Raw genomic sequence first — 22,503 nt, 5'->3', positions numbered from 1 at the left:
CGACCGTCCTCCGTCGGTCCGAACTGGCAAGATCGGGCGAGCGAGGAAGAACGGTTGGGAGCGCGGAGGGGCGGTCCCGTCACACGGATGGAGACAGAGCATGGCCAGCAAGGCCGCGAAGCAGCCGCCCGCGTCGCACGTCGCCGACAGTCACGACCTGATCCGGGTCCACGGCGCGCGCGAGAACAACCTCAAGAACGTCAGCGTGGAGATCCCCAAGCGCCGCCTCACGGTGTTCACCGGCGTGTCCGGCTCCGGGAAGAGCTCGCTGGTCTTCGACACCATCGCCGCGGACTCGCAGCGGATGATCAACGAGACCTACAGCGCCTTCCTCCAGGGCTTCATGCCCAACCTGGCCCGCCCCGACGTGGACGTGCTGGAGGGCCTGACCACGGCGATCATCGTGGACCAGCAGCGGATGGGCTCCGACCCGCGCTCCACCGTCGGCACCGCCACCGACGCCAACGCGATGCTGCGGATCCTGTTCAGCCGCCTGGGCAAGCCGCACATCGGCTCGCCGCAGGCGTTCTCCTTCAACGTCGCCTCGATCAGCGGCGCGGGCGCGGTGACGGTCGAGAAGGCCGGGAAGACCGTCAAGGAGCGGCGCAGCTTCAGCATCACCGGCGGCATGTGCCCCCACTGCGAGGGCCGGGGCTCCGTCAGCGACCTGGACCTGGCCGAGCTGTTCGACGACTCCAAGTCGATCTCCGAGGGCGCCATCACCATCCCCGGCTACAAGGCGGACAACGTCTGGACGGTCGGCATCTTCGCCAACTCCGGCTTCCTGGACCCGGACAAGCCGATCCGGGAGTTCAGCAAGAAGGAGATGCAGGACTTCCTCTACCGCGAGCCGACCAAGGTCAAGGTCAACGGGGTGAACCTCACCTACGAGGGCCTGATCCCCAAGCTCCGCAAGTCCTTCCTGTCCAAGGACCCGGAGGCGATGCAGCCGCACATCCGGGCCTTCGTGGACCGCGCGGTCACCTTCACCTCCTGCCCGGAGTGCGGCGGCACCCGGCTGAGCGAGGCGGCCCGCTCCTCGAAGATCGGCAAGGTGAGCATCGCCGATGCCTGCGCCATGCAGATCAGCGACCTGGCGGGCTGGGTGCGCGGGCTGAAGGAGCCCACGGTGGCGCCGCTGCTCGCCTCCCTCGGGCACACCCTCGACTCCTTCGTGGAGATCGGCCTCGGCTACCTCTCGCTGGACCGGCCGGCCGGGACGCTCTCCGGCGGCGAGGCGCAGCGGGTCAAGATGATCCGTCACCTCGGCTCCTCCCTCACCGACGTGACCTACGTCTTCGACGAGCCCACCACCGGCCTGCACCCGCACGACATCCAGCGGATGAACGAGCTGCTGCTGCGCCTGCGGGACAAGGGCAACACGGTGCTGGTGGTGGAGCACAAGCCGGAGGTCATCGCGATCGCCGACCACGTGGTCGACCTCGGTCCGGGGGCCGGGACGGCGGGTGGCACGGTCTGCTTCGAGGGCAGCGTCGAGGGGCTGCGCGAGGGCGGCACGGTGACGGGCCGTCACCTGGACGACCGGGCCTCGCTCAAGGCCGAGGTGCGCAAGTACTCCGAGGTGCTGGAGGTCCGCGGCGCGAGCACCCACAACCTGCGGAGCGTGGACGTGGACGTCCCGCTCGGGGTGCTGGTGGTGATGACGGGCGTGGCCGGCTCGGGCAAGAGCTCGCTGGTGCACGGCTCGCTGGTCCGCAGCCGGGCCGCCGCCGAGGCGGGCGTGGTGGTCGTGGACCAGACCCCGATCAAGGGCTCCCGGCGGAGCAACCCGGCCACCTACACCGGGCTGCTCGACCCGATCCGCAAGGCCTTCGCCAAGGAGAACGGGGTGAAGCCGGCCCTGTTCAGCGCCAACTCCGAGGGCGCCTGCCCGACCTGCAACGGCGCCGGGGTGATCTACACCGACCTGGCGATGATGGCCGGGGTGGCGACCACCTGCGAGCAGTGCGAGGGCAAGCGCTTCGACGCCTCGGTGCTGGACTACCACCTCGGGGGCAAGGACATCAGCGAGGTGCTGGCGATGTCGGTGACGGAGGCCGAGGAGTTCTTCGGCCCCGCCGGGGCCGGCGCCACTCCGGCCGCGCACCGGGTCCTGGACCGGCTGGCGGACGTCGGCCTCGGCTACCTGACGCTCGGTCAGCCGCTCACCACCCTCTCCGGCGGCGAGCGCCAGCGGCTCAAGCTGGCCACCCACATGGGCGAGAAGGGCGGGCTCTACGTGCTGGACGAGCCGACCACCGGCCTGCACCTGGCCGACGTGCAGCAGCTGCTCGGCCTGCTGGACCGGCTGGTGGACTCCGGCAAGTCGGTGATCGTGGTGGAGCACCACCAGGCCGTGATGGCCCACGCCGACTGGATCGTCGACCTCGGTCCGGGCGCCGGCCACGACGGCGGCACGGTGGTCTTCGAGGGCACCCCGGCCGAACTGGTCGCCGCCCGCTCCACCCTGACGGGCGAGCACCTGGCGGCGTACGTCGGCGCCTGAGCCCGGGCGGCACCGGCTTTCGGCGGCCCGGCCGGACTGTCCACCCCCGTGGGGCAGTCCGGCCGGGCCGCCGGCTCGTGGGAGCGAGCGCTCGGTCGGCATGGTCCCTCCACCGCCCCGACCCGCTCCGCCCGCCGCTCCGTCAGGAGGCGTGTGCCACCCCCTGCCGGCGGACCGCCCCGACCCGCCCGGCCTCGCCGAGGATCGCGACCGCGACCGGGCCGGAGCGGCGGAACACGTCCCGCACGAAGCGGGTGCGCCGGGCGCCGAGGTCCCGCAGCGCGGGGCCGTGGTCGACCGCCACGAAGAGCGCGGCGGCGAGCAGCAGCAACCGCCACCCACCGACCGTCACCCGCCGGGCGGCCGGGCCGAGTTCGGCCAGCGAGTCGGCCAGCCGGTCGCAGTGGAACGGGATGTGCCGCTCCTCGTCGGCCATGATCCGCCCGGCCACCTCGCTCACCAGCGGATCGGCGGCGCCGTCCCGGACGGCGCGGTAGTACGGGACGGCGACCAGCTCCGCGATCATCAGCACCAGCAGCTCGGTGCGCATCCCGAGCAGCCGCCGCACCCGGACGAAGATCCGGTCGCTCCAGTGCCCGTCCAGGGTCGGGCGACCGCCCGCCTCCAACAGCCGGGCCAGCAGCCGGGCGTGGTTCTGCTCCTCGGCGACGAAGAGCCGGGCGGCCAGGGCGTAGTCCGGGTCCCCCTCCTTGTCGGCCTTGCCGATCAGGTTGGCCCCGTCACCGTCCTCGCCGACCTGGAACTTCTGCAGGCTGGCCCAGACGGTGTCCGGCAGTTGCGCCCCCGCCGACCAGTCGGGCTCGGCGGTGGCGGCCCGGCGGGCGGCCTCGGCGTGGAAGTGGTCCACCCACTGGGCGAAATCGTGCTCGGGCATGGCGGTCCCCCTCGTGACGGCGGTGCGACTCGCTCCGCCCTGCGACGTGGACGACTCTAGACCGAGAACTGAACACGTTCAACACGGTTCGCCGCAGGCCACCCGTCCGGGGTCGCTCAGCCGACCGCCACCGCGCGCGCCGCCTCGGCCATCGACCGCTCCCCCGCCGCGTTCGGGTGGAAGGCCGCCGCGCCGCTGCCGAACAGCGGTTCCATCCACCGCGTCCCCGAGGGCTTGCACACGTCGTGGCCCACCGAGGGCGCGTACACGTCCACGTACCGGGCACCGTGCGCGGCGGCCTGGGCCGCGATCACCGAGTTGAGCCGCTTCTGGGTGTCGCGCAGCCAGGGCGCGTCGCCCTTCGCGATGCTGACGGTGGCCCAGCAGTTGGACCCGTCGTCCGGCAGGATCGCCGGGTACCCCGTCACCAGCACCGTCGCCCGCGGCGCCCGCTGCCGGATGCCGTCCAGCACCGCCCCGACCTTCGCCCCGGTCGCGTCCACCTTCGCTGCCAGCTGGTCGGTCCCGCCCGAGGTGTAACTCCCCTTGCAGGGAGCGCCGTTGCCGTTGAAGAAGCCGAGCGTGGTGCAGCGCACGATGATGTCGGCGAAGCCCACGTCGTTGCCGCCGATGGTCAGCGTCACCAGGTCGGTGTCGGCGGTCAGCGCGTTGAACTGCGGCCCGGCGGAGCCGCTCTGCGTGCTCGTCATGTGGACGGTGGTGGCTCCGCCGCAGGTGACGTCCGCCGTCGCGGCCGGCGCCAGCGCCCCGGCCAGCACCGAGGGGTAGTTCTTGTCCGACCGCGCACAGGCGGTGTCCACCTGCGTCGGCACCCCGGCGCCGGAGGCGTAGGAGTCGCCGAGGGCGACGTAGCGGGCGTACGGGGCGGCCTGGGCCGCAGCGGCGGCCGGGCCGGCGGCGGTGAGGGCACCGGCGGCGAGGGAGGCCGTGAGGGCGAGGGTGGTGAGGGCCGCGCGGGCGCGCGGGATTCCGGTCGTCGGCATGGGGGTGCCTCCGTGGCGGTGACGAGGGGTGGGGGACGGCACACCGCCACGGAGCTGCACCAGCCGTGGTTACCGGGCGGTCTTACCGCTCGGTAAGGATGTGGCCCGTCCGTCCCCCAGTCAAGCACCGTGACAGCACGGCGAGTTGACCTTCCGCCGACCGGCCGAAGGCCGCCCCGCCGGGCGGCACCCGTTCAGCGGTCCTTGAACTCCTCGATGGCGTCGTGGACCACCTTCACCATGCTCTCGCTGCCCACGTGGCCGGAGTCCTCGGAGATGTGCAGCCGGGCTCCCGGCCAGGCGTTCACCAGCCGCCAGGCCGACTGCGGCGGGCAGCCCATGTCGTGCCGGCCGGTCACCACCACGCCGGGGATGCCGGCCAGGCGGGGCGCGCCGCGCAGGAGCTGGTCCTCCGTCAGCCAGGCGCCGTGGCCGAAGAAGTGGGAGCAGATCCGGACGAAGGCGATCTGGTCCTCGTCCACCCGGTCGCTGTACATGCCCGGCCGGTTGTTGGGCTCCGCCGAGATGACGGCGTCCTCCCAGGCGAGCCAGTCGACGGCGGCCTTCGCCCGGACGGCGCGGTCGGGGTGCTCCATCAGCCGGGCGTAGGCGGCCGGCAGGTCGCCGTCCCGCTCCGCCTCGGGGACGCCGTCACGGAAGCGGTCCCAGGCCTCGGGGTGGAAGCGTCCGGCGCCGCGGTAGAGCCAGTCGATCTCGGCGCGGCTGCTGGTCATCACCGCCTGGAGGATGAGCTCGCTGACCCGCTCCGGGTGCCGCTGCGCGTAGGCCAGGGCGAGCGTCACACCCCAGGAGGCGCCGTTCACCAGCCACTTCTCCACGCCGAGGTGCTCGCGCAGGCGCTCCATGTCCTCGATCAGGTGCCCGGTGGTGTTCAGGCTCATGTCCGCCGCCGGGTCACTGGCGTGCGGCGTGCTGCGGCCGCAGTTCCGCTGGTCGAAGCGGATCACCCGGTACCGCTCCGGGTCCCAGGCCCGCAGCGGGTTCCGCGGCGATCCCGCCCCGGGCCCGCCGTGGACGCCGACCGCGGGTTTGCCGTCCGGACTGCCGTACTGCTCGTAGTACACGCGGTTCCCGTCGCCGGTGTCGAGGAAGCCGCTGTCGTAGGGCGTGATCGGTGGGTAGAGAGGCATGACAGTGCTCCTAGCACGGGGGCGTGCCGGTGCCAACCTTCTTCTCCCTAGGTTCCCGAGTCGCCGGCCCGTGCCGACGATGGACGCATGAGCGAGCGAGGTGGATGGGGAGCGGGAGCGGCGGCCGGGGTGGCCGTCGCCGTGGCGCTGCTGAGCGGGTGTCAGCAGTCGCCCGGCGCGGGCGGCGCGGGGCCCTCGGCCGCGCCGGCCGCCGAGGCACCGGCGGTGCCGGCGGCTTCGGCCGGCGACCGGGAGCTGCTGGAGTGGGCCGAGCAGGTGCACACCGCCGACTGCATGCGGAAGGCCGGCTTCACGTACTACGTGGAGTGGGTCCGCGACACCACCGCCGAGGACGGGCGCCGCTCCGACTTCGGTTCGGCGGACACCTCCTGGGCCCAGGCCTACGGCTACGGCATCCAGCGCCGTCCCCCGAAACCGTCGGCGTCCCCGGGAGCGCACCGGACCAACGCGGACTACGTCGGCGGGCTGTCCCCCGAGCGGCGCGGCGCCTACACCGCGGCGCTCAACGGGGACCGGGCCGACTCGGTCACCGTCCCGCTCGCCGACGGCAACTCCGCCTTCACCCCGCGCGGGGGCTGCACCTCGGCCGCCCGGCGGGAGCTGTACGGCGACCTGGACCGCTGGTTCGCGCTGGACATCCGGGCGAGCAACCTCCAGTTGGAGACCGGCCCGCTGGTGGCCGCCGACGCCCGGTACACGGAAGCGCTGACGGCCTGGCGCACCTGCATGGCGGCGGCCGGGCACCCGGCGCAGAGCCCCGGCGAGGCGCGCCGCCAGGTGGCCTCGGCCGCCCAGGAGCTCCGCGCCGCCGGGGAGAAGCAGTCCCAGGAGAGCCAGGGACCTGACGCCGCCTGGCAGTTGGAGGTGTCGACGGCGACGGCGGACGCGCGCTGCTCGGGGTCCTCGCAACTGGTGACGGTCGCCGAGCGGGTGGCCGCCGAGGCGCGCGGGCGGATCCGCGAGCAGAGCCGTGCCGAGTTCGCCGAGTACGACGCCCTGCGGGCGCGGGCCGTCGGACGGGCCAGGGAGCTCATCGAGGTTTCGACGCGGACCACCCGCGTCGAGTCACAAGGGGAGATACGACGATGAACCGCTTCAAGAAGCTCGGGTTGGCCGCCGCCGCGACGGCGGGCCTCGCACTGGCGCTGGCGACGCCCGCCTCCGCGGACGCGGGCCGGGTCGTCAACGACTACTGCCACACCGGCGACTTCTGCGCCTTCTACCTGCCCAACTACCAGTACACCTCCGGCAACCAGGCCATCGCCTGGGCCGGCGACAACTGGGACTGGCAGTACGCCACCCAGGGCAAGTGGGGAACCATCGACAACAACTCCGAGTCCTGGTACAACGCGGGTGCCCCCGACACCTACGACAAGGTGAAGGTGTACGAGTTCGCGGGCGGCAAGAACCTCCTGTTCTGCCTGCCGCGCAACTCGGGCATCGCCCGCAACGCCAACGTGGCGAACATCGCTTCCTCCCACGTCTGGGTCAGCAGCTGCTGACACCGTGAACCACGCCGGCCCCGCCCTCTTCCGGGCGGGGCCGCCGTCGTTCTCAGGCGCGGGCGCGGAACATCTCCAGCGGCGGGTGGGCGAGCGCCTCGGCCCAGAACTCATCGCCGTACTGGCGCAGTCCGGCCTCGGTGATCTGCAGCGGCACCCACTCGACCTCGCGGAAACCGGCGGCCTGCAGGCACTTCTCGTAGACCTCGCGGCTCGGCGCCGAGGAGACGATGGTGATCGGCTCCGGCTCCAGCAGCGCGGTGACCCGGACCCGGTTCCCGGTCTCGATCTCACCGGCGAACTCGCAGCGGAAGCCGTAGTTCTCCAGGTCCGCGCAGTCGAAGGCGTAGTCCGGCTTCTGGGCCAGCACGAAGAACTCGCCGCCCGGCACCAGGTTGCGGTGGATGTTGCGGCACATCCGCTCCATCTCGGCCACCGTCTGGGCGTAGTTGAGACACTGCACGCCGAGCGCCACGTCGAACTTCGGCTCCAGATCGCCGAGTTCGAGGACGTCACCGACCTCGTAGCGCACGCCCAGCGGCTCGCGCCGCTCGATCTCCCGTGCGGCGGCGATCATCTCCACCGAGATGTCCACCCCGAACACCTCGCCCGCGCCGCGCCGCTTGAACTCCCGGCTGTAGAAGCCGGTTCCGCAGGCCAGGTCGAGCACCGACCGGCCCCGGACGTCGCCCACCAGCTCCAGGAAGCTCGGCACCTCGCCGAAGCGCATCAGCGGCAGGGCCTTGAAGCCCTCGAAGGCCTCACCGATCTGGTCGTACTGCTGCCCGCTCATGGACAGTCCCCCTTCCGGGCCGCACCCCGTTGCGCGGCCGTGGCGGAAATCCTCTCCCCGCACCGGTGGGCGGCCGTATTGGCGGATGACACAGAGAAGTCGGGCCGGATCGCGGTTCCCGCAGGCAGACGTTACGGATCGTCAGAAACGGTCGGCCGCACGGAGAACGAGCGGGCCGTGCGCGCTCGCTCCCGCTCGGAGGCGGCCGCCCCCGTTCCGGCGATCACATTCGCCTTCAGCACTGCCGTGCGAACCGGAACGATCACATTCGGTCTCTTCCGATCCTTCGCCCCGACTCCCGCCCGGACTCCGCAATCATGATCTCGGAAGCCGACGGACGGTCTGGGGAGACAGCGACGTGAGACCGGACGGGCGGCGAATACCGGCACCTCGGCACCTCTGAACGAACCGATCAGATCCAGAACGGGCAACCGACGCCCCGGGCACCGCGCGGGGTCGGTCGGTCCGTGCTGTCCGCTCGTGCCCAATCGCGGTGCACACCGCGCCCCGGCAGCCCTGTGGGCGCCCTTCCCCGAGGAGTAGTCATGCTTGGCCTGGGAGCACCACCCACGCCGCAGTCGAGCCGGTCCACGCAGTCCAGCCTGTCCACGCAGGCGGCCAGGCTGCTGGCCACGACCACCAAGTCCGAACCGCAGATGCAGGGGATCACCTCCCGGAACCTGCTGCGCACCCTGCCCTGGGTGGAGGTCGCGGCCGGCACCTACCGGGTCAACCGGCGCCTGCTGCTCAGGACCGGGGCCGGACGGGTGCTCTTCGTCCAGGAGGGCGCGGACCAGGTCCGGCTCGTCCCCGCCTCGCTGGACGCGCTGCCCGCCCTGCGCGGCTACGCCGACCAGGAGGTGCTGGCCGAGCTGGCCGCGGGCTTCCGGGTCCGCGAGGTCCGCGCCGGTGACCTGCTGGCCGGCCAGGGGCAGCCGGTCGAGGAGGTCTTCCTGATCGCCCACGGCCGCCTGGAGCGGATCGTCGAGGGCAGGTACGGCGAGTCGCAGGTGGTCGGCGTGGTCACCGACGGCGCCCACCTGGGCGACGAGGCCCACCTGGGCCCGGACGCCGAGTGGTCGGCCACGCTGCGCGCCGCCACCGACGCCACCGTGCTCGCCCTCCCCTGGGCGCGGTACCGCGAACTCCTGGACCGCACGCCCTCGTTGCGGGCCCACACCGAGGAGTTCCGGGCCCGGGCCGGCCGCGCCGTCAACCGCAAGGGCGAGGCCGAGATCGCGATCAGCGCCGGCCACCGCGGCGAGCCGGAGATCCCCACCAGCTTCGTCGACTACGAACTCGCGCCCCGCGAGTACGAGTTGTCGGTGGCGCAGACCATCCTCCAGGTGCACACCCGGGTCTCCGACCTCTACAACGACCCGATGGACCAGCTGCAGCAGCAGCTGCGCCTGACGGTGGAGGAGCTGCGCGAGCGGCAGGAGCACGAGATCGTCAACAACCGGGAGTTCGGCCTGCTCCACAACGCCGCCTACGACCAGCGGATCTCCACCCGCAGCGGCCCGCCCACCCCGGACGACCTGGACCAGCTGCTGGCCATGCGGCGCTCCACCCACGCCTTCTTCGCCCACCCGAAGGTGATCACGGCCTTCTTCGCCGAGTGCAACAAGCGCGGCCTGTACCCGGCCCCGGCCGAGGTCAACGGCAAGCTCGTGCCCGGCTGGCGGGGCGTGCCGATCTACCCGCTCTCGAAGATCCCGGTCTCCGACACCCAGACCTCCACCATCATGGCGATGCGCTTCGGCGAGGAGCAGCAGGGCGTGATCGGCCTGCGACCCCAGGACCTCCCGGAGGAGGTCGAGCCGGGGCTGAACGTCCGCTTCATGGGCATCAACCAGCAGTCGGTGATGCGCTACCTGGTCAGCGGCTACCACTCGGCCGCCGTCCTGGTGCCGGACGCGCTCGGCCTGCTGGAGAACTGCCAGATCGGGGCCTCCGCATGACCGCCGCCGAACTCCAGGACCTGGGGCGGCTGTTGCGCGGCCCGAGCGGCCTGGGCACGGGCAGCCTCTACCCGACGCTGCCCGTCGAAGCGCCCGAGGCCGAGGTGCCCACGGCGGAGGCCGTCGCCCTGCCCGGGCCGCCGCAACTCGCTTTCCCGGTGCAGGAGATCGAGGTCTCCGAGGCACCGGTCGCCTTCTCCCTGCCCGGCCTGCCCGGCCTCGCCGTACCCAGCCTGACGCCCGCCACCGCTCCGGAGCCGCCCCTCTCGGGCAAGCCGGCTCCGGGCGACCCGGTGCCGGGGCTGTACTTCCACCCCGTCGCCGAGCCGGACCCGGCCCGCGTCGAGGAGGTCAGCCGTCGGATCAAGGACTGGGCGGTGCACGAGGTCGCGCTCTACCCGCCGGAGTGGGAGGACCAGTTCGACGGCTTCTCGCTCGGCCGCTACATGGTGACCTGCCACCCGGACGCGCCGACGGTGGACCACCTGATGGTGGCCACCCGTCTGATGGCGGCCGAGAACGTCCTGGACGACGTCTACTGCGAGGACCACGGCGGCTCCCCGGTCGGCCTCGGCGGGCGCCTGCTGCTGGCGCACACCGCACTGGACCCGCTGCACACCACCGCCGGGTACACCCCGGCATGGCAGGAGTCGCTGCAGTCCGACGCGCCGCGCCGGGCGTACTACTCCGCGATGGAGTACTTCCGCCAGGCCGCCAGCCACTCCCAGGCCGACCGCTACCGGCACGACATGGCCCGCCTGCACATGGGCTACCTGGCCGAGGCCGCCTGGGACGAGACCGACTACGTGCCCCAGGTGTGGGAGTACCTGGCGATGCGTCAGTTCAACAACTTCCGCCCCTGCCCGACCATCACCGACACGATCGGCGGCTACGAGCTCCCCGCCGACCTGCACGCGCTGCCCGCCCTCCAGCGGGTGATCGCCCTGGCCGGGAACGCCACCACCATCGTCAACGACCTGTACTCCTACACCAAGGAGCTGCAGAGCCCCGGCCTACACCTCAACCTCCCCGTGGTGATCGCCCGGAACGAGGAGCTGGACGCCCGGGACGCCTACCTCAAGGCCGTCGAGATCCACAACGAGCTGATGCACGCCTTCGAGGCCGAATCGGCCCAGTTGGCCGTCGAGTACCCGAACCCGGCGCTGCTGCGCTTCCTGCGCGGCGTCGCGGTCTGGGTCGACGGCAACCACAACTGGCACCAGACCAACACCTACCGCTACACCCTGCCCGACTTCTGGTAACCGCCGCCGGCTTCCCCGGCAGGCCCATCGTCCGCATCACGAGGAGATTCCCCCATGACCACCACCGCTGACCCGAACACCGCGTCGATCCCGGCCCCCGCCAGCGCGTACCAGGGTGACATCGCCCGCTACTGGAACAACGAGGCCCGCCCGGTCAACCTGCTCCTCGGCGACGTGGACGGCCTCTACCACCACCACTACGGCATCGGCGACGTCGACCAGGCCGCGATCCAGGCCGACGACCCGGCCGAGCGCGAGCAGAAGGTGATCAACGAGCTGCACCGCCTGGAGTCCGCCCAGACCAACGTGCTGCTCGACCACCTCGGCCCGATCACCGCCGAGGACACCCTGGTCGACGCCGGCTGCGGCCGCGGCGGCTCCATGGTGATGGCCCACCAGCGCTTCAACTGCACCGTGGAGGGCGTCACCCTCTCCTCCACCCAGGCCGACTTCGGCAACAACCGCGCCCGCGAGCTCGGCATCGACCACGCCGTCCGCTCCCGGGTGGCCAACATGCTCAACATGCCGTTCGAGACCGGCCAGGCCGCGGCGTCCTGGAACAACGAGTCCAGCATGTACGTGGACCTCGAGGACCTGTTCTCCGAGCACTCCCGCATCCTCAAGCTGGGCGGCCGCTACGTCACCATCACCGGCTGCTGGAACCCCACCTACGGCCAGCCCTCCAAGTGGGTCTCCCAGATCAACGCCCACTTCGAGTGCAACATCCACTCCCGCCGCGAGTACATGCGGGCGATGGCCGACAACCGCCTGGTCCCCCAGGCCGTCATCGACCTCACCCCGGCCACCCTGCCCTACTGGGAGCTCCGCGCCACCACCTCGATCGTCACCGGCATCGAGGAGGCCTTCATCGAGTCCTACAAGGACGGCTCCTTCCAGTACCTCCTGATCGCCGCCGACCGCGTCTGACCTCGCGGTAGCACTCTCGCAGTAGCGCCCCGCAGGGGCGCGAGGCTCTGTTGATCTGCGGCTCCGCCGCGTGGGCGCGAGTCGGAAGGCAGCTCACCTGCAACTGGGGCTCCGTCAGCCAGTTGCAGGTGCTGCCGTTCCCCCGCGCGCAGTTCCTCGCGCCCCCGGCGTGTCCACCAGGCGTAGGCGGTACGTGCCGCGCGGCGGGTCCTGCGGCAGGCGGCCGGCGCCCAGCGCGGTGAGCAGGACGTTCGGGTCCGTACCGAGCTCCACCGTCCTGGGCTCGCCGTCCAGGCGGACCCGCATCAGGCCGAGGTCCAGCTCCAGCACGTCCGGAAGGAGCGGCACCGCGGGACACGTCCGCCGCAGGTGCTCCGCGAACGCCCATGCCTCCTCCGTGGCGAAGAGTTCGGGCGTCCGCTGCCGGGCGTACCCCGCCAGCAGCTCCCGCACCCCGCCCTCCCCCAGCGTCAGCAGCAGCAGCCGCACCGTGTGCACCAGGGTCCCGGCCAGCGCCCCCGCCCGGAACTCCAGGATCAGCTCCCGCAGCAGCCCGATCGCCGGATCCGCCGCCAACTCCCGCTCCAACGCGGTCCGCGGCTCCCTGCCCACGGCCAGCCCGCCGAGCGCGGCCTCCCACTCCTCCGGCGACGGCCCCGTCTCCGCGGCCTCCCCCACCACCCGCCGGGAGACCGGCGCCGCGACGACCCCCGGAACCCACATCTCCCGCACCCGGTCCGTCAACTCCCCTACCTCGGAGGCCTCCAGACCCGGTGCGGCGGACGCCATGACCTCGAACAGCACGGCCCGCAGCGCGGGCAGCCGGGGCAGCACCCGCTCGGCGAGGAGCAGCAACTCCTCGTCCGGCAGGCCGCTGTGGGCGTCCAGCCAGTAGCCCCGGTGCTCGAACCCGCCTGCGAGGTGGACCTCCCAGACCCGTTCCAGCGGCAGCTCGGCGAGCAGGTCGTCCACCGTGCAGCGCCCGTTGCGCTCGTTGGCGAGCACGTTGTGAAGGTCCAACAGCAGCCCGCAGTCGGCCTGTTCGGCCACCTGCGCCGCGAACGCGCCGTCGCTCAGCTCGTCCGCCCGGGGCCGCAGGTAGTTGGTGCCGAGCTCGACCGCGAACGGCACCGGCAGGGCGTCGGCCATCGCCCGCACGGACCGGACGCCGCGCCGCACGCCCGCCGGGCTCTGCCGGGGCGGCAGCATGAAGCCCGTGCGGAATCCCTCGGCCCCGCCGCCCACCCGGCTGAAGGCCAGGTGCTCGCTGACCCACGGCACGTCCATCCGAGCCGCCAACTCACCCAGCAGACGGATGTGCTCGGCCTCCGGGAGGACCGTCCCGCCCACCGGGTCGCCGATGCTGTGCAGCAAGCGGGCGCCCGGCAGGTCGGCCAGGCGGCGCAGGGCTTCGTCGTCGGTGCCGACGGTGCCGTCCGGCCGGGCCCGCCAGAAGGTCTGCGGTTCGACCTCGACCACGTCGAGCTTCTCCCCGCACTCCTCCAACAGCCCTTCCAGGCCCCGTACGTAGGTGAGCCCGACTCCCAGACGGTCCATCCGCCCGGCCCCTCCCGCGCCGCCCGGCCCGCGCCTCAGCCGGCCACCACCGACCCACCGCCCAGGGTGAACTCGGCCGAACGGCCGAAGGACCAGTCGAAGCCGGAGTGGCAGCTCGGGCAGTTGTCCTGGTTGACGGCGGCCTTGACCGTGGCGGCCATCAGGTCCAGCCCGTCGGCCTCGGCCAGCGAGAGGGTGAGCTCGGCCGGGGCGTCGACGACAGTGGTGAAGGACATGGGAAACCTCCTGCGCGGAGCCCGGCGGTGCCGGGCGCGGTGATGGTGGGAGCAGCATGCCGCGCATCGCGCTCCCACCTCCCGCCCCGACGCCCAAACTGCCGGTCAACTGCCGCCCACCGCGGGCCCGTTCCCCTCCCCGGGCCGCAGGGCCACCGTCAGCAGCACCGACACCGCCGCCACCACGCCGATCGCCACCGCCGGGCCGACCACCTGCGCCACCCCGCCCGCGATCGCCGCCCCCAGCCCCTGGCAGGTCATCCTCCCGGCGGACTCGACCCCCTGGACCTGTCCCCGCACCGCCTCGGGCGTCGCCTCCAGCAGACGCTCCTGCAAGGGCAGGGTGGCGGCGAAGCCCACGCCCGCCACCAGCACCGCCACCGCGAGCACGGGCGTCGGCGGCCGCAGCGCGAAGAGCAGGAAGGGCAGGGCCAGCAGCAGCCGCAGGCCGAAGGCCCAGCGCCGCCGCTGCCGCGCGTCCAGCAGCCGCCCGACCGTCAGGTCCCCGAGCAGCATCCCCGCGGACCCCGCCGCGAGCAGCAGCCCGGCACTCCCGCCGGCGTACGGGATGAACAGCGCCTCGCAGCCGACGATCAGCCCGTTCGGCACCCAGAGGTTCAGCAGCAGCACCCGCTGCCCGGGGTCGGCGAACAGGGCCGCGTTGGCGCTCCAGGTGGCCCGCAGCCCGGGCCGCCGGGCGAGGCGGACGGAGCGCTCCCGTACCGTGGCCGCGACCAGGGCCAGCGCGCCGGCGTTCAGCAGGCCCGCGACCGCGAAGAGCTGGTGGGGCGTCAGGTGACGGGCCAGCAGGCCCCCCGCCGCGAAGCCGAGGACGGCGGTCGCCCCGGAGGTGACGTTGGTCAGCGAGCGAGCTGACGCATAGCCGCCCGGCGGGACGGTCTCGGCGAGCAGGCCGAGCCGGGTGCCGGTGGCCAGGGACTGGAAGAGGCCGAGCACCAGCAGCACCCCGAAGCGGGCGGTCAGCGGCAGGCCGGGCAGGGCCTGGACGGCGGTGCCGGCCAGGGTGACGCCGTGGAGGGCGAGCAGGGTGCGGCGGGGGTGGCGGCCGTCGGCCACCGACATCAGGGTGAGGGCTCCGAGCACGGTGGCGAAGGTGGCGCCGTACATGCTGACGGCGGTCAGGAAGGGCGAGCCGGTGCGGTCGTCGACCAGGGAGCCGAGGGCGAAGCCGGAGAGCGTGGTGGCGGCGACGGTGAGGGTGAAGGAGGCGTACAGCCCGGCGAACTCGCGGTCGCGGAGCAGGGTGAGGTAGCCGGTACGGGCCGGCGTCAGGGTGTCGATGGGCATGAAAAAAGCCTCCGCACGCACCAAGTCGGGGCGCTGGAGGCGAACGCACGCACTATAGCATTCAGTACGCCCCGTGAACGTGACTACGGTCTCAGTGATCTTGCTTTGCCATTCGTTTACACTCCTGTAGACCGACCAGACACGTACGCACTGACGAAAGAAGGAGCCGCGGTCCCCGCGATGGACGAGCCTCCCAGTTCCACCCGTGCCGTTCCCGTACAGCAGGACGACCAGTCCGGAGCGGGGGTGGCACGGTGACCGAAGTCCTGCTGCTCCTGCTCGCCCTCGCCCTCACCCTGGCCTGCGCCGTCTTCGTGGCCGCCGAGTTCTCCCTCACCACCGTCGAGCGCGGTGAGGTGGAGCGCGCCGCCGAGGCCGGTGAGCGCGGCGCCGCCGGCGCCCTGGCCGCCGTCAAGCGGCTCACCTTCCAGCTCTCCGGGGCCCAGCTCGGCATCACCGTGACCAGCCTGGTCATCGGCATGCTCGCCGAGCCCTCGGTCTCCGCGCTGCTGCGCGGCCCGCTCACCGCGATCGGGCTGCCCCACGGGGCCGTGGACACCGTGGCCGTGCTGCTCGGCGTGCTGCTCTCCACCGTGGTCCTGATGGTGGCCGGTGAGCTGGTTCCGAAGAACTGGGCGATCTCCCGCCCGCTCGCCGTGGCCAAGATCGTGGCCCGGCCGCAGTACCTGTTCTCGGCCGCGTTCTCCCCGCTGATCGGGCACCTGAACAACTCCGCGAACCGGGTGGTGCGCCGCTTCGGCCTGGAGCCCGCCGAGGAGCTGGCCTCGGCCCGCACCCCACAGGAGCTCATCGCGCTGGCCCGGCACTCCGCCCGCGAGGGCGCGATAGAGCCCGACACCGCCGACCTCTTCGTCCGGGCGCTGCGCCTGCGGGAGTTGACGGCGGAGAACGTGATGACCCCTCGGGTCGACGTGCAGGCCCTGGAGGAGCACGCCACCGCCGCCGACGTCGCCAACCTGACCCGGGCCACCGGCCTGTCCCGCTTCCCGGTCTACCGGGGCAGCATGGACCAGGTGGTCGGCACCGTGCACATCCGGCACGCCCTGGGCGTCCCGGCCGCCGAGCGCTCCTCCCGCCGGGTCACCACCCTGATGACCCCGCCGCTGCTGGTGCCCGAGACCCTCACCGTGGACCGGCTGCTGGACCAGCTGCGCGGCGAGGAGAGCCTGGCCGTGGTCATCGACGAGTACGGCGGCACGGCCGGCATCGCCTCGCTGGAGGACATCGTCGAGGAGGTGGTCGGCGAGGTCCGCGACGAGCACGACCCGACCGAGGTGCCCGACCTGTTCTTCGTCGGCACCCTCACCGACGGCCGCCGTCAGTGGGACGCCGACGGCATCACCCGCACCGACCAGCTGGAGACGCTCGGACTGCCCTCCGCCGAGGGCCCGTACGAGACCCTCGCCGGGCTGATCGCGCACCGGCTGGGCCGGATCCCCACCCCGGGCGACCTGGTCGAGCTGGAGGGCTGGCAGCTGGAGGTCGAGAGCGTCGACCACCACGTGGCGGAACGGGTGCGGATCACCGCCCCTGAAGCCCCGTCAGCCGACGAACCGTCGGACGGCCGCGCCTCGGACCACAGCGCGGACCGCAGCGCGGACCGCACCGCCGAGCGCACGGAGGAGGACCGGTGACCGCGCTCCAGCTCTTCATCGGCCTGCTGACCCTGGTCAGCAACGCCTTCTTCGTCGGCGGCGAGTTCGCCCTGATCTCGGTGCGCCGCAGCCAGGTCGAACCGCAGGCCGAGGCGGGCGACCGCCGGGCCAGGACCGTCATCTGGGGCCTGGAGCACGTCTCGGCGATGCTCGCGACCGCCCAGCTCGGCATCACCGTCTCCTCCCTGGTGCTCGGCGCCGTGGCCGAGCCGGCCATCGCCCACCTGCTGGAGCCGGTCTTCCACGCCGTCGGCGTGCCGGACGCGCTCACCCACCCGATCGCCTTCGTGATCGCGCTGACGGTGGCCACGTACCTGCACATGCTGCTCGGCGAGATGATCCCGAAGAACCTGGCGCTGGCCGCGCCGCAGAAGGCGGCGATGCTGCTGGTGCCGCCGCTGGTGGCGACCACCAAGGCGCTGCGCCCGCTGGTCTTCTCGATCAACGCCTTCGCCAACGCCATCCTGCGGATGCTCAAGGTGGAGCCCAAGGACGAGGTCGGCTCGGTCTTCACCGAGGACGAGCTCTCCCGGATGGTGCAGGACTCCTCGGACGCCGAGCTGCTCAGCGAGCGCGACACCGAGCTGCTCCAGGACGCCCTGGAGCTGGGCAGCCGCCCGGTCTCCGAGGTGGTCACCCCGACCGCCCAGGTGGTCTTCGCCCGGCCCGGCACCACCCCCGCCCAGCTGGAGGAGCTCGCCGCCCGGACGGGCTTCTCCCGCTTCCCGCTGCTGCGGGCGGACGGGACGGTCTCCGGCTACCTGCACGTCAAGGACGCGCTGGAGCAGGACGAGAACCGCGACCTGCCGTTCCCGTCCCGGGCCCTGCACCCGATCGCCCGGGTCGCCGAGTCCACTCCGCTGGACGACGTGCTCACCGCGATGCGGCGCTCCGGCACCCACCTGGCCGCGGCCGTCGCCCCCGACGGCTCGGCCACCGGTCTGGTGACCCTGGAGGACGTGCTCAAGGAGCTGGTCGGCCCCGCCGCCCACTGAGCGAGCCGCCCGCCGTCGAAGGCCCGGCTGCGCGCCCTCCCGGGGGTGCGCGGCCGGGCCTTCCCCGTACGGATGCCGCCCCGGGCCGGAAGTGGTGTGCTGGCAACACACCCACTCGGCACGAGGACAAGAGGAAGTGACCGGCCATGGCCGTTCTGATCCACGCGGTGCTCCCGGGGATCACCGCCGAGCAGTACGACACCCTGAACGCCCGGCTCCAGCAGACGCCGGAGATCTTCGCGGGCTGCCTCTCGCACGTCTGCGTCGCGACCGACCAGGGGTTGGAGATCTTCGACCTCTGGGAGAGCGAGGCGCAGATGGACGCGTTCGCCGACAGGATGATGCCCGTCGCGCAGGAGCTGGGCTGGCCCACCGGCTCGGGGCGCCCGCAGGTCCACCAGGTCCACAACCACTGGGTGCCCGGGGCGTAGGCTCCGCGCGTCCCCGGCGTTCGCGCGCCGCAGGCGGTACCGTGGGCGATCCACCGCGACCTCCGAGGAGCGGACCCGATGCCCCGTGCCAACCGTGACCTGACCACCATCGCCGACACCATCGAACCGACCGACCACGTCGTGCCCCCGGCCCTGCAGGCCAGGGTCCGCGGCGTGGTCGCCGCCCACGCCAGGGACGGCGAGGACTGCCGTCTGCTGCTGGAGGCCCTCGGCCTCTCCGCCGGAGCGCTCGAACCGGCCGGCGAACAGCGCTCCGCCCAAGGCTCCTGACGCCCCGTCGGACGGGCCGCCCTCCCCGTGGAGGGCGGCCCTCCGTCGTGTCCGGGACCTTGGTCCGCGCACAGTCGCGACATAGGACCCTCGGTAAAGCCCGCGTGAAGGCGGACATTAGAGAGGTCTAGACCAGTGTGGCGGTCACCGCCGCCCGCTCGGCCGACGCCGTCTCGACAGCAGGGGTTACGCCATGAGTTCCACCGTCCAACGCGCCGGACAGCAGCCCGCCGACGCCCCCGACCCGGGCCAGTACCGGCCCGGACGCACCGTCAGCGACTGGGACCCGGAGGACCCGGTCTTCTGGCGGGCCACCGGACGCAAGGTGGCCAACCGCAACCTGTGGATCGCGGTGCCCGCCCTGCTGGTCGGCTTCGTGGTCTGGCAGGTCTGGTCCGTCACCGCGACCAACCTCAAGGACGTCGGCTTCGGGCTCACCACCTCCCAGCTGTTCTGGCTCACCGCCATCCCCGGCCTGACCGGTGGCACCGCCCGGATCTTCTACACCTTCCTCGGCCCGAAGATCGGCCAGCGCCGCTTCACCGCGCTCTCCACGATCGTGCTGGTGGTCCCGCTGCTCTGGCTGGGCATCGCCATCCAGGACACCTCCACCCCGTACCTGGTGCTCGCCGCCATCGCCGCGCTCTGCGGCTTCGGCGGTGCCAACTTCTCCTCCTCCCTGGCCAACATCGGCTTCTTCTTCCCGAAGAAGGAGAAGGGCAACGCCACCGGCATCAACGGCGGGCTCGGCAACCTGGGCGTCTCGGTGGTCCAGCTGCTCACCCCGATCCTGATCACCTCCTCGGTGCTGGCGATCGGCTCCGCCCAGCACAAGGCGAACGGCACCGCCGTCTACCTGCAGAACGCCGCCTTCGTCTGGATCCCGGTGATCGTCCTGCTGGCCGCCGTCAGCTGGTTCGGACAGAACGACCTCAAGGTGGCCTCCACCCCGTTCAGCCGGCAGAAGGTCATCTTCCGGCGCAAGCACACCTGGCTGATGACCTGGCTGTACGTCGGCACCTTCGGCTCCTTCATCGGCTTCGCCGCCGCCCTGCCGCTGCTCATCAAGACCACCTTCCCGGACTACTCCGTCGCCACCTACGCCTGGATGGGCCCGGCCGTCGGCGCCCTGGCCCGCTGGGCCGGCGGCTGGATCGCCGACAAGCTCGGCGGCGCCAAGGTCACCCTGCTCTCCTTCGCCGGGATGGCGGTCTCCATCGTCGGCGTGATCACCTTCCTGCCCTCCGGTGCGGACGGCGGCTCGTTCTGGGGCTTCTTCGCCTGCTTCCTGGCCGCCTTCTTCTTCTCCGGCATCGGCAACGGCTCGACCTTCCGGCAGATCCCGGTGATCTTCCGGGCCCGCGCCCTGAAGGGCCTCACCGAGGGCACCGCCGCCCACGACCAGGCGCTGAAGCAGGCCGAGATGGAGTCCGGAGCCGTCACCGGCTTCACCGCGGCGATCGCCGCCTACGGCTTCTTCTTCATCCCGGCGATGTTCGCCAACTTCGCCGTCACCAGCGCGATGTGGGGCTTCGTCGCCTTCTACCTGAGCTGCCTGGCGGTCACCTGGTGGTACTACGCCCGCAAGGGCGCCGAGTACCCGAGCTGACCCCGCGTCACTCCCCCGCCCCCGTCACCACCTCCTGGCCGGGCCGCCTCAGTGCGGCCCGGCCAGCGTGCGCCGGGCCCGGTCGAGGAAGGCCTCCAGGGCGAAGTCGAAGGCGGCGTCGGCCCGGCGGCCCTCGGGGACGGCCGCGAGGGCGCGGGCGAGCAGCGGGGTCGAGCCGTCCGGGGCCGGCTCCCACATCGTCTCGGGCGAGGCCAGGTCCAGCGCGGAGCCGAGGACCAGGTTGTCCAGCGCGGCGATCAGCACCATCACCACCGAGTCCGCGAAACCCGCCTCCAGCAGCACCGCGACCGCCTTGTCGTAGTGGGCCAGCACCTCGGGCGCGACGACCTGGGCCATCGACAGCAGCGTGATGGCGCGCGGGTGGGCGGCGAAGGCCGCGCGGTAGGAGAGCGCCCAGGCCTCCATCGCCCGGTCCCAGGGCCGCAGGTCGAGGGTGCCCGGGTCGATCTCGGCCGCCAGCCGGAGCCGCAGCAGTTCGACGATCCCGGCCCGGCCCTCGACGTGGTGGTAGACGGAGGCGGTCTGCACGCCGAGCCGCTTGGCGATCTGCGGCACGGAGAAGTCGCCGTGCTCGTCGACCAGGGCCAGCGCGGTGGCCGCGATCCGCTCCTGGTCCAGCAGCGCTTTGCTGGGACGCCCCATCGCTCCCCTCCTCAGGTCTTCCCGCACCCTAGCCGCACGGGCTAGGGTGCAGAAACCATCATGCTTTAGGTTTACGGAACCGACGTCTGACCTGCCGTCACCTTCCCAGGAGTTCACCGTGACCCCCGACCTCGTCGTGCTCGCCGCCCGGATGCACACCCTGGACCCGGGCCGGCCGCAGGCCACCGCCGTGGCCGTCCGGGACGGCCTGATCACCGCCGTCGGCGACGCCCGGGACGCCCGCGACTGGCGCGGGCCCGGCACCGAGGTGGTCGACCTCGGCGCGGCGACCCTCGTGCCCGGTCTGACCGACGGCCACAGCCACCCCGCCCTGGGCCTGGAGATGGCCGCCGGCACGGACTTCTCCGCCGTGCGCGACCTGGACGGGCTGCGCGCGGCGCTGACCGCCGCCGAGCGGACCGACGGGTGGGTGGTCGGCTGGGGGCTCGACCACAACGCCTTCGGCGGCCGCCCCGTCCACCGCGAGCTGCTGGAGTCCGTGCTCGGCCCGGAGGTCCCCGTCTTCCTCCGCCTGTACGACGTCCACTCCGCGCTGGTCAGCGGCGCCGCCCTGCGCGCCGCCGGGATCGACGGGCCGCGCACCTTCGCCCAGCGCGCCACCGTCGTCTGCGACGCCGACGGCGTCCCCACCGGCCACCTGATCGAGCACGCCGCGATGGACCCGGTCACCGCGATCCTGCCGCGCCGCCCGCTCGCCGAACGCCGCGAGGAACTGCGGGGCCTGCTCACCGAGATGGCGTCCACCGGCCTGACCGGCGCCCACGTGATGGACGCCGGCGGAGAGGTGCTGGACCTGCTCCGCGCGATCGAGGAGCGGGAGGAGCTGCCGCTGCGGCTGCGAATCAACCCGTGGTGCATGCCCGGCACCGACCGGGACGGGCTCGACGGACTCGCCGCACTGCACGGCACCGCAGGGCGCGGCTGGCTGGTCGGGGGCGTCAAGCTGTTCATGGACGGCACCGTCGAGGGCGGCTCGGCCTGGCTGGAGCACGGCGACTGCCACGGGCAGAGCCGCGAGGGGCTCTGGCTCGACCCGGCCGAGTACACCGCCGCGGTCCACCACCTGCACGCCGCCGGGGTGCGGACCGCCACCCACGCCATCGGCGACGCCGGCGTGCGCCACGTCCTGGACACCGTCGCCGCGCTCGGCCCGGACGGGCGGATGCGCCACCGCGTCGAGCACATCGAGACCCTGCCGCGCGAGCAGGCCGTCCGGTTCGCGCAGCTCGGCGTGATCGCCTCCATGCAGCCAGCCCACAGCGCCTTCACCCGCGCCGACCGGACCGACGAGTGGGCGCGGCGCCTCGGCCCCGAGCGCGCCGCGCTCGCCTGGCCCTGCCGCACCCTGCGCGACACCGGCGCGGTGCTGGTCCTCGGCTCCGACTGGCCGGTCTCGAACTCCGACCCGCGTGTGGTGCTGGCCCACGCGCAGCTGCGCCGCGCCCCCGGCACGGACATCCCGCCGGTGGTCCCCGAGCAGGGCCTCACCGCGCTGATGGCGCTGGAGGGTTGCACCACGCACGCCGCCGTCACCGCGGGCGAGGCCGACCGCGCCGGACGGATCGCCCCGGGCATGCGCGCCGACCTCACCGCCCTCGCCCTCGACCCGCTCACCGTCCCGGCGGACGAACTCGCCCAGTCCCCGGTCGCCCTGACCGTGTCGAACGGCCGGATCACGCACCGGAACGGCTGAC

Annotated in this window: 20 protein-coding genes; 12 read left to right on the top strand and 8 right to left on the bottom strand. The window is 72.7% G+C overall.

Features of this window, described 5'->3' with window-relative positions; translation table 11 throughout:
- Nucleotides 1–100 precede the first annotated feature (100 nt).
- Nucleotides 101–2,506: an ATP-binding cassette domain-containing protein gene (locus tag ACWCYY_RS12390; RefSeq protein WP_449795963.1), complete on the top strand. Its 2,406-nt coding sequence runs from the start codon at nt 101–103 to the stop codon at nt 2,504–2,506.
- A 142-nt stretch (nt 2,507–2,648) separates the two neighbouring features.
- On the opposite strand, the gene ACWCYY_RS12385 is transcribed toward ACWCYY_RS12390, so the two are convergent.
- From ACWCYY_RS12385 to pip, 3 genes are all read right to left on the bottom strand, one after another.
- Nucleotides 2,649–3,401, bottom strand: coding sequence for a ferritin-like domain-containing protein (locus tag ACWCYY_RS12385; RefSeq protein ID WP_449795962.1), 753 nt, complete (start codon nt 3,399–3,401; stop codon nt 2,649–2,651).
- 116 nt (nt 3,402–3,517) lie between these two features.
- Nucleotides 3,518–4,405, bottom strand: a complete 888-nt coding sequence (locus ACWCYY_RS12380; RefSeq protein WP_345281721.1) for an SGNH/GDSL hydrolase family protein — start codon at nt 4,403–4,405, stop codon at nt 3,518–3,520.
- Nucleotides 4,406–4,599: 194 nt separating this feature from the next.
- Complete coding sequence (gene pip, locus ACWCYY_RS12375) at nt 4,600–5,556, bottom strand: prolyl aminopeptidase (RefSeq protein WP_345281719.1); 957 nt, start codon at nt 5,554–5,556, stop codon at nt 4,600–4,602.
- Nucleotides 5,557–5,643: 87 nt separating this feature from the next.
- Here pip and ACWCYY_RS12370 point away from each other — a divergent pair, with 87 nt between their 5' ends.
- Both ACWCYY_RS12370 and ACWCYY_RS12365 read left to right on the top strand, forming a co-directional pair.
- Complete coding sequence (locus tag ACWCYY_RS12370; protein WP_449795961.1) at nt 5,644–6,666, top strand: hypothetical protein; 1,023 nt, start codon at nt 5,644–5,646, stop codon at nt 6,664–6,666.
- Nucleotides 6,663–7,079 carry a peptidase inhibitor family I36 protein gene (locus tag ACWCYY_RS12365; protein WP_345281716.1) on the top strand — a complete coding sequence of 139 codons (417 nt, stop codon included), beginning with the start codon at nt 6,663–6,665 and terminating at the stop codon, nt 7,077–7,079. Before ACWCYY_RS12370 ends, ACWCYY_RS12365 begins: the two co-directional genes overlap by 4 nt.
- Nucleotides 7,080–7,131: 52 nt before the next feature.
- Here the strand turns inward: ACWCYY_RS12365 and ACWCYY_RS12360 are convergent, their stop codons facing one another.
- Nucleotides 7,132–7,872, bottom strand: a complete 741-nt coding sequence (locus ACWCYY_RS12360) for a class I SAM-dependent methyltransferase (RefSeq protein ID WP_449795960.1) — start codon at nt 7,870–7,872, stop codon at nt 7,132–7,134.
- A 545-nt stretch (nt 7,873–8,417) separates the two neighbouring features.
- On the opposite strand from ACWCYY_RS12360, the gene ACWCYY_RS12355 reads away from it, so the two are divergent.
- Genes ACWCYY_RS12355 through ACWCYY_RS12345 form a run of 3 tightly spaced genes read left to right on the top strand, consistent with a single transcriptional unit; the run spans nt 8,418 to nt 12,022 of the window.
- Complete coding sequence (locus ACWCYY_RS12355) at nt 8,418–9,833, top strand: family 2B encapsulin nanocompartment shell protein (protein ID WP_449795959.1); 1,416 nt, start codon at nt 8,418–8,420, stop codon at nt 9,831–9,833.
- Nucleotides 9,830–11,095 carry a family 2 encapsulin nanocompartment cargo protein terpene cyclase gene (locus ACWCYY_RS12350; protein ID WP_345281711.1) on the top strand — a complete coding sequence of 422 codons (1,266 nt, stop codon included), beginning with the start codon at nt 9,830–9,832 and terminating at the stop codon, nt 11,093–11,095. The genes ACWCYY_RS12355 and ACWCYY_RS12350 overlap by 4 nt, the downstream gene beginning before the upstream one ends.
- A gap of 54 nt (nt 11,096–11,149) precedes the next feature.
- Complete coding sequence (locus ACWCYY_RS12345; protein ID WP_345281709.1) at nt 11,150–12,022, top strand: geranyl diphosphate 2-C-methyltransferase; 873 nt, start codon at nt 11,150–11,152, stop codon at nt 12,020–12,022.
- Nucleotides 12,023–12,136: 114 nt separating this feature from the next.
- Here the strand turns inward: ACWCYY_RS12345 and ACWCYY_RS12340 are convergent, their stop codons facing one another.
- From ACWCYY_RS12340 to ACWCYY_RS12330, 3 genes are all read right to left on the bottom strand, one after another.
- On the bottom strand, nt 12,137–13,579 hold the full coding sequence (locus tag ACWCYY_RS12340) for a DUF692 domain-containing protein (protein ID WP_449795958.1): 1,443 nt from the start codon (nt 13,577–13,579) through the stop codon (nt 12,137–12,139).
- Between the two features lie 35 nt (nt 13,580–13,614).
- Nucleotides 13,615–13,815: a hypothetical protein gene (locus ACWCYY_RS12335; RefSeq protein WP_345281705.1), complete on the bottom strand. Its 201-nt coding sequence runs from the start codon at nt 13,813–13,815 to the stop codon at nt 13,615–13,617.
- A 105-nt stretch (nt 13,816–13,920) separates the two neighbouring features.
- Entirely contained in the window at nt 13,921–15,123 is a 1,203-nt protein-coding gene (locus ACWCYY_RS12330) for an MFS transporter (RefSeq protein ID WP_449795957.1), read from the bottom strand.
- A 254-nt stretch (nt 15,124–15,377) separates the two neighbouring features.
- On the opposite strand from ACWCYY_RS12330, the gene ACWCYY_RS12325 reads away from it, so the two are divergent.
- From ACWCYY_RS12325 to ACWCYY_RS12305, 5 genes are all read left to right on the top strand, one after another.
- Entirely contained in the window at nt 15,378–16,778 is a 1,401-nt protein-coding gene (locus tag ACWCYY_RS12325; RefSeq protein ID WP_449795956.1) for a hemolysin family protein, read from the top strand.
- Nucleotides 16,775–17,794, top strand: coding sequence for a hemolysin family protein (locus ACWCYY_RS12320; RefSeq protein WP_345281701.1), 1,020 nt, complete (start codon nt 16,775–16,777; stop codon nt 17,792–17,794). The genes ACWCYY_RS12325 and ACWCYY_RS12320 overlap by 4 nt, the downstream gene beginning before the upstream one ends.
- Nucleotides 17,795–17,940: 146 nt before the next feature.
- Complete coding sequence (locus ACWCYY_RS12315; RefSeq protein ID WP_345281700.1) at nt 17,941–18,225, top strand: hypothetical protein; 285 nt, start codon at nt 17,941–17,943, stop codon at nt 18,223–18,225.
- 78 nt (nt 18,226–18,303) lie between these two features.
- Nucleotides 18,304–18,516, top strand: coding sequence for a hypothetical protein (locus ACWCYY_RS12310; protein WP_345281699.1), 213 nt, complete (start codon nt 18,304–18,306; stop codon nt 18,514–18,516).
- Between the two features lie 193 nt (nt 18,517–18,709).
- The gene (locus ACWCYY_RS12305; protein WP_449795955.1) at nt 18,710–20,125 is read left to right on the top strand and encodes a NarK family nitrate/nitrite MFS transporter; all 1,416 of its coding nucleotides are present in this window, start codon (nt 18,710–18,712) and stop codon (nt 20,123–20,125) included.
- A gap of 48 nt (nt 20,126–20,173) precedes the next feature.
- Here ACWCYY_RS12305 and ACWCYY_RS12300 read toward each other — a convergent pair whose 3' ends face one another.
- Nucleotides 20,174–20,788 carry a TetR/AcrR family transcriptional regulator gene (locus tag ACWCYY_RS12300; protein WP_345281697.1) on the bottom strand — a complete coding sequence of 205 codons (615 nt, stop codon included), beginning with the start codon at nt 20,786–20,788 and terminating at the stop codon, nt 20,174–20,176.
- A gap of 151 nt (nt 20,789–20,939) precedes the next feature.
- On the opposite strand from ACWCYY_RS12300, the gene ACWCYY_RS12295 reads away from it, so the two are divergent.
- The gene (locus ACWCYY_RS12295) at nt 20,940–22,502 is read left to right on the top strand and encodes an amidohydrolase (protein ID WP_449796066.1); all 1,563 of its coding nucleotides are present in this window, start codon (nt 20,940–20,942) and stop codon (nt 22,500–22,502) included.
- Nucleotide 22,503: the final 1 nt, after the last annotated feature.

This window comes from Kitasatospora sp. NPDC001664 (assembly GCF_053596675.1).
The sequence above is the reverse complement of the archived record's forward strand: the minus strand, read 5'-3'. Positions and strand labels throughout refer to the sequence as shown.

Coding starts and splice junctions, on each gene's coding strand:
- ACWCYY_RS12370 (WP_449795961.1), top strand. CDS start 5,644: ATGAGCGAGCGAGGTGGATGGGGAGCGGGAGCGGCGGCCGGGGTGGCC.
- ACWCYY_RS12305 (WP_449795955.1), top strand. CDS start 18,710: ATGAGTTCCACCGTCCAACGCGCCGGACAGCAGCCCGCCGACGCCCCC.
- ACWCYY_RS12390 (WP_449795963.1), top strand. CDS start 101: ATGGCCAGCAAGGCCGCGAAGCAGCCGCCCGCGTCGCACGTCGCCGAC.
- ACWCYY_RS12315 (WP_345281700.1), top strand. CDS start 17,941: ATGGCCGTTCTGATCCACGCGGTGCTCCCGGGGATCACCGCCGAGCAG.
- pip (WP_345281719.1), bottom strand. CDS start 5,556: ATGCCTCTCTACCCACCGATCACGCCCTACGACAGCGGCTTCCTCGAC.
- ACWCYY_RS12360 (WP_449795960.1), bottom strand. CDS start 7,872: ATGAGCGGGCAGCAGTACGACCAGATCGGTGAGGCCTTCGAGGGCTTC.
- ACWCYY_RS12380 (WP_345281721.1), bottom strand. CDS start 4,405: ATGCCGACGACCGGAATCCCGCGCGCCCGCGCGGCCCTCACCACCCTC.
- ACWCYY_RS12365 (WP_345281716.1), top strand. CDS start 6,663: ATGAACCGCTTCAAGAAGCTCGGGTTGGCCGCCGCCGCGACGGCGGGC.
- ACWCYY_RS12345 (WP_345281709.1), top strand. CDS start 11,150: ATGACCACCACCGCTGACCCGAACACCGCGTCGATCCCGGCCCCCGCC.
- ACWCYY_RS12310 (WP_345281699.1), top strand. CDS start 18,304: ATGCCCCGTGCCAACCGTGACCTGACCACCATCGCCGACACCATCGAA.
- ACWCYY_RS12385 (WP_449795962.1), bottom strand. CDS start 3,401: ATGCCCGAGCACGATTTCGCCCAGTGGGTGGACCACTTCCACGCCGAG.
- ACWCYY_RS12300 (WP_345281697.1), bottom strand. CDS start 20,788: ATGGGGCGTCCCAGCAAAGCGCTGCTGGACCAGGAGCGGATCGCGGCC.
- ACWCYY_RS12295 (WP_449796066.1), top strand. CDS start 20,940: ATGCACACCCTGGACCCGGGCCGGCCGCAGGCCACCGCCGTGGCCGTC.
- ACWCYY_RS12330 (WP_449795957.1), bottom strand. CDS start 15,123: ATGCCCATCGACACCCTGACGCCGGCCCGTACCGGCTACCTCACCCTG.
- ACWCYY_RS12350 (WP_345281711.1), top strand. CDS start 9,830: ATGACCGCCGCCGAACTCCAGGACCTGGGGCGGCTGTTGCGCGGCCCG.
- ACWCYY_RS12340 (WP_449795958.1), bottom strand. CDS start 13,579: ATGGACCGTCTGGGAGTCGGGCTCACCTACGTACGGGGCCTGGAAGGG.
- ACWCYY_RS12355 (WP_449795959.1), top strand. CDS start 8,418: ATGCTTGGCCTGGGAGCACCACCCACGCCGCAGTCGAGCCGGTCCACG.
- ACWCYY_RS12335 (WP_345281705.1), bottom strand. CDS start 13,815: ATGTCCTTCACCACTGTCGTCGACGCCCCGGCCGAGCTCACCCTCTCG.